The 5,473-nt window shown below is 62.8% G+C and carries 6 protein-coding genes and 1 tRNA gene; 3 read left to right on the forward strand and 4 right to left on the reverse strand.

The features are described from left to right. Nucleotides 1-148 precede the first annotated feature (148 nt). Nucleotides 149-991 carry a fumarylacetoacetate hydrolase family protein gene (locus ABSG20_RS28535; RefSeq protein WP_423867809.1) on the reverse strand — a complete coding sequence of 281 codons (843 nt, stop codon included), beginning with the start codon at nucleotides 989-991 and terminating at the stop codon, nucleotides 149-151. An 89-nt stretch (nucleotides 992-1,080) separates the two neighbouring features. Continuing rightward, the gene (locus ABSG20_RS28540) at nucleotides 1,081-1,923 is read right to left on the reverse strand and encodes an MBL fold metallo-hydrolase (RefSeq protein ID WP_423867810.1); all 843 of its coding nucleotides are present in this window, start codon (nucleotides 1,921-1,923) and stop codon (nucleotides 1,081-1,083) included. A 134-nt stretch (nucleotides 1,924-2,057) separates the two neighbouring features. Here ABSG20_RS28540 and ABSG20_RS28545 point away from each other — a divergent pair, with 134 nt between their 5' ends. Further along, a complete protein-coding gene (locus ABSG20_RS28545; protein ID WP_423867811.1) occupies nucleotides 2,058-2,468 on the forward strand; it encodes a DUF3775 domain-containing protein in 411 nt (136 codons plus the stop codon). A gap of 3 nt (nucleotides 2,469-2,471) precedes the next feature. Here ABSG20_RS28545 and ABSG20_RS28550 read toward each other — a convergent pair whose 3' ends face one another. Together ABSG20_RS28550 and ABSG20_RS28555 are read right to left on the reverse strand one after the other, a co-directional pair. After that, a complete protein-coding gene (locus tag ABSG20_RS28550) occupies nucleotides 2,472-3,461 on the reverse strand; it encodes an NADPH:quinone reductase (protein ID WP_423867812.1) in 990 nt (329 codons plus the stop codon). 103 nt (nucleotides 3,462-3,564) lie between these two features. Next, nucleotides 3,565-4,350, reverse strand: coding sequence for an SDR family oxidoreductase (locus ABSG20_RS28555; protein ID WP_423867813.1), 786 nt, complete (start codon nucleotides 4,348-4,350; stop codon nucleotides 3,565-3,567). Nucleotides 4,351-4,596: 246 nt separating this feature from the next. On the opposite strand from ABSG20_RS28555, the gene ABSG20_RS28560 reads away from it, so the two are divergent. Together ABSG20_RS28560 and ABSG20_RS28565 are read left to right on the forward strand one after the other, a co-directional pair. Beyond that, on the forward strand, nucleotides 4,597-4,851 hold the full coding sequence (locus tag ABSG20_RS28560) for a hypothetical protein (RefSeq protein ID WP_423867814.1): 255 nt from the start codon (nucleotides 4,597-4,599) through the stop codon (nucleotides 4,849-4,851). Nucleotides 4,852-5,252: 401 nt separating this feature from the next. Continuing rightward, nucleotides 5,253-5,329 (forward strand) — tRNA-Met (locus ABSG20_RS28565). The last annotated feature ends 144 nt before the right edge of the window (nucleotides 5,330-5,473 follow it).

The following is a 5,473-nucleotide window of genomic DNA, read 5'->3' on the forward strand; positions in this document are numbered from 1 at the left end:
TGCATGGCTGAACTGCCCCGCGCAACATCTCCCAATTTTCTCCCAGCGTGGTGCACGCGCAGCGCGCTGGCTGTCTCCCCCGCGAAGAGCGGGAGAGGGAGCGCAGCATCGCAAGCTTCGATACGATCCGAACTTCAAAATCACTGAACTAGGCCGCGACGATTTCCTGGCGCTGCTCGCCGAGCCCCTCGATGCCGAGCGTGACGACATCGCCGACATTGAGGAATTTCGGCGGTTTCATGCCGGAGCCGACGCCGGGGGGCGTGCCCGTCGTGATGATGTCGCCGGGCAACAGGGTCATGAATCCGGAGACGTAGGAAATGCACTTGGCGATCGGAAAGATCATGGTTGAGGTCGATCCGGTCTGGCGGCGCTCGCCGTTGACGTCGAGCCACAACGACAGCTTCTGCACGTCCGGGATCTCGTCCTTGGTCACGAGCCAGGGGCCGAGCGGGCCGAAGGTGTCGTGCGACTTGCCTTTGGTCCATTGACCCAGGCGCTCGATCTGGAAGTTGCGCTCGGACACGTCGTTGCAGACGCAGTAGCCGGCGACGTGGTTGAGCGCATCGGCTTCGGAGACGTATTTGGCCCGGGAGCCGATGATGACGGCGATTTCGACTTCCCAGTCGAGCTTGGTCGAACCGCGCGGCTTTTCGACCGCATCGTTCGGGCCGCTGAGGGCGGTATTGGCCTTCAGGAAAAAGATCGGTTCCGTGGGGATCTGGTTTCCGGTCTCCTTGGCGTGGTCGCTGTAGTTCAGGCCGATGGCGACGAATTTCGAAATGCCGGTCACCGGCGCGCCGAGCCGGGGCCTGCCGTCGACGGCGGGAAGCGTGGCGGGGTCGAGGGCGGCGAGCCGGGTGAGCGAAGACGGCGAATAGGCCTCGCCATGGAGGTCCTTCACATGACCGGAGAGATCGCGCAACTGGCCCGATTTGTCGATCAGACCGGGCTTTTCGTGGCCAAGTGCCCCGTATCGAACCAGCTTCATTTTCATCGCTCCCTGAAGGTTTGCTTGCTTGATGCTTCTTGGAACAGCGCGCCGGGAAATTCAACCGCCGAGCCGCCTTTGCATGGCTGCTAAACGACGAATTTAAAGGCATCGCCGTCGCGCCGGATGCGGCCGGCATTGTAATGGCCGCCGATCACCAGCGTCGGCCTGTCGGCAAAGCGGCCGAACAATTCGCGCCTGGTGGCCGCCGACTGCAAGGGATCGGTATCGGCGGTCGATGACCAGTCGAGATGGGCCATCTGGCAGGGATGATGGGCGACGTCGCCGCTGAGCAGGCCTTCTTCACCGTCGGACTGGAGGTGAACGCTCACATGACCCGGGCTGTGGCCTGCTGTCGGTATCAGGGTGATTTCAGCGCAAAGCCTGTGGTTGCTTTCGACCAGTTCGGCCTTGCCGGCATCGACGATCGGCTTGACCGAGTCATTGAAGACGGCGGCGTGAGCGGGCTCTTCGCTATGGTCGCGCCAGTACTCATATTCGGTTCTGCCGAACACATAGCGCGCGCGTGCGAAGGTCGGCAGCCACTTGCCGCCTTCGAGCCTGGTGTTCCAGCCGACATGGTCGACATGCAGATGGGTGCACAGCACGGTGTCGATGCTGTCAGGCGGGAAACCTGCCGCGGTCATGGTTTCGAGGAAAGGCGTGTTGCGGTTGTTCCAGGTCGGCACGTCGCGGCCTTGCTTGTCGTTGCCGAGGCCGGTATCGACCACGATCCGCCGCGCCGGCGTCTCCACCACCAGCGCGTGGATCGACATTTTGAGTCGGCCCTCCGCGGTGGCGAAATCGGGAATGAGCCAGGGCAGTTTGCGGATTTCCTCGTTGCTGGCCAAAGGCAGGATAAATCGCGTGCTGCCTGTGGTCTCCAGCTCGACGATTTTCGTGATTTTGAGCTTGCCTACTTTCCATTCCATCCGGCGTTCCCCAGATCTTCGGTTCAAGTCTTCGTTTGTTGTGACCAAAGATGCTGGTTTCCTTATCTCCGCGCAATGGATCATGCCGCCCAGGCGCGCGTTGGTGGGGGCAGGCAAAGCAAGGGACCGCACCGATGCCGGAATTAGCCATATCGGCCGAAAAAGTCGCGTTTTTGATCGAGAAAACCCGTGAATTCGACGTCAAGGAAGGCGCTTCCGATCCAGACTCCGGGTCGAACGGCGCCGACGACAATATGATCGATGTGCTTGAGGATGACGGCGAGGATCCCGTGGTGCGCGAGATCGAAGGCTTCATCAACGCCATGACCGAAGACGAGCAGATCGATCTGGTGGCGCTGATGCGGCTCGGGCGCGGCGACGGCAGCATCGAGGAATGGGACGATCTGCGCGGCGAGGCCGCCGATGGGTACAACCGGCACACCGCGCGCTATCTGCTCGGCGAGCCCCTGATCAGCGATTACCTCGCCGAGGGATTGGATGCGTTCGGGCTGACCTGGAACGACGAGCGCACCACGCCGGTGTGATGATCACCGCGCGCAGTCGACGATGACGGTGCCGAGCTTGTCGCCTTTTTCCACCGCCAGATGGGCCTGCGCGGTTTCCGACAGCGGAAATTGCGCGGCGATATTGTGGATGCGGTTGCCCGCGGCCAGCCATTTCGAGATATCGGCCTGCGCGGCGGCGAGCAATGCTTGCGGCAGCGCGAACAGCACCAGCGTGCGCACCGCGACGCATTTTTCCATCAGCTCGCGCATCGGCACAGTCGGGTTGCGATTGCCGTTGGTGGCATAGACCGCGATGGTGGAATTCATCGCCATCACTTTCGGCGTCGTCGCAATGTTGCCGCCGAAGTCGACCTCGACGACCCGGTCGACGCCGCGCTGCCCGGTGAAGGCCATCGTCCCGGCGATAACATCTTCGTTCTTGTAGTCGATCACGAGATCGGCGCCGGCGAGGCGCGCCTGTTCGGCCTTCAGCCTTGAACTGACGGTCGCGATCACCCGCGCGCCGCCCCATTTCGCCAGTTGCACCGCATAGTGACCGACCGCGCCGGCGCCACCGGTGACCAGAATGGTCTGCCCCGTGACCGGTCCGTCGCCGAACAGGCCGCACCACGCGGTCATGCCGGGAATGCCGAGCGTCGCACCGGCGGCGAACGACAGCTCATCCGGCAGCGGCGTCACCAGCTGTTCGGCGAGCGCAATGTACTCGGCCGCCGTGCCGAAGGCGCGGCCGTTGCGTTGTCCGTTATAGAGCCAGACCCGTTGACCGACGCGAAGCCGGGTGACGCCGTCGCCGACCTGATCGACGATTCCGGCGCCATCGCTGTTCGGGATGACCAGGGGATATTCCATCGCCCTATAGCTGCCGGCGCGGCGGCCGGCGTCGGCGGGATTGACGCCGGAGGCGTACAGCCGGACCCGGACTTCGCCCGGTCCGGCCACCGGCGTCGGCATCTCGCCAAAGCTCAGCACGTCCGGCGCCGCACCGGTTCGCTCGTACCAGACCGCCCTCATGCCGGAGCCTGATCGGTCCTGATCGAATCAGAACCGGGCTCCAGCTTTTTGTTTTGACGCGTTTTCTTCACGCGAACCGGTCCCCACCTGGCATGAGAACGCTCTACAGCGTGCCCGGAAAGGCGCCGCCGTCGAGCAGGATGTTCTGTCCGGTAATAAAACCGGCCTTGGCGCCGCACAGAAAGGCGCAGGCCATGCCGAATTCCTCGGGCTCGCCGAAGCGTCCGGCAGGGTTGAGCTTTGCCCGCTCGGCAAGCAGCTGGTCGACCGTGATACCGCGCTTTTCCGCGTCCATCTTCGCCACCGGGCCACGCAGGCGGTCGGTATCGAACGGGCCCGGCAGCAGCGCATTGATGGTGACGTTATTGATCACGGTCTTGCGCGCGAGCCCGGCGACAAAGCCGGTGAGGCCGGCTCTGGCGCCGTTGGACAATCCCAGCACATCGATCGGCGCCTTCACCGCGGCGGAGGTGATGTTGACGATGCGGCCGAATTTTCGCGCCATCATGCCGTCCACCGTGGCCTTGATCAGCTCGATCGGGGTCAGCATGTTGGCGTCGAGCGCCTTGATCCAGTCGTCGCGGGTCCAGTTGCGGAAATCCCCCGGCGGCGGGCCGCCGGCATTGTTGACCAGGATATCCGGCTCGGGACAGGCTTTCAGCGCCGCGACGCGGCCCTCTTGCGTGGTGATGTCACCGGCTATTTCGGTCACTGTAATGCCGGGATGCGCCTTGCGGATCTCGGCGGCGGTTTTCGCAAGCGCCTCGGCGCCGCGCGCGGTCAATGTGACATCCACGCCTTCGGCGGCCAGCGCCATCGCGCAGGCGCGCCCCAGGCCCTTGCTGGACGCGCACACCAGGGCGCGGCGGCCTTTGATTCCAAGATCCACGTTTCACTCCCGTCAGGTCGGTTGATGAGTCGAAGCCCCTGCGGACATTGTAGTCAACCCTGATGGTGCTGGTAAGAGACCGGCTGACGCACAAAATGCATATCAGGCAGTGCGTGGCGGCGCCCGCGGGCGGACGATGCGCTAGATCGGCTGCTCTTTCTTCCTCGATTTGAAGCATTCCGACCGCTCTTCCTTAAAGCCTTGCGCTACACAGTGGCCGTCGGGCGATCAATTAGGGACATCATCATGAGAGTGCTGGCTTGTTTGGGATTGCTGCTTTCGGCCACGGCCGCCCATGCGCAGGGCTATTCGACCGTCATCAATCGGGAGACGAAATCGGTCACGACCACGGCGCCGAACGGGACCACGGCAACCACGACCCAGGCGGCGCAAACGTCGTCGGGCACGACTTACGTCACGACCATTTCGCATCCCGGTTACCAGCCGATGGGCGCCAAGGGCTACCGGCCTACCGGCGATTACCACCCGATGGGGCGGTAGCATTTGCAGCGTGATTGCTGGCGCAGGGGTAACGTTGCCCGGCTCCCGCATCCGTCAGGCTGCGCTGGCCCGATCGCCGGCCTGCGGTTTGATCCCAGGTCTGCACGAGTGGGCAGGTGTTCTGGTTCCAAGGCCCGGCTTTTTGCACAACTTCCGCCAAAACCCCTGCCTGGGGCGGTTTGCGCGCCAAACTTCCGGTTTTGGCCTTCACAAAATCCTCCAAAGTTGCCTGTTGGCCCTTTCCAAAGCGGGTTTGCGTTGGTACATACCCCCCGCACCCAAGGGCGTTCGCCCGGGTTGTCTTCTCAGGAAGCCTCCGGACAGGATTGATCGGCGCCCCCTTGGGCGTTGGCCAGACCGTTTCGGCATCCGGCTTTTCGATGAGGCGCGCAGCGGTTTATCGCGGGGTGGAGCAGCCCGGTAGCTCGTCAGGCTCATAACCTGAAGGTCATAGGTTCAAATCCTATCCCCGCAACCAAACTTTCTCATAACGCAAACGCCCTCCCGGTCTAACGACCGGGAGGGTGTTTGCGTGCAAAGCCGCGATCTATTTATCACTTGCACAAAGTATCCAAAATAGATACTTTACGCATGTGAAAAATGAGTTCCCACAACCAAACAT

The sequence above is a fragment of the Bradyrhizobium sp. genome (genome assembly GCF_049512235.1).
GTDB lineage: Bacteria > Pseudomonadota > Alphaproteobacteria > Rhizobiales > Xanthobacteraceae > Bradyrhizobium.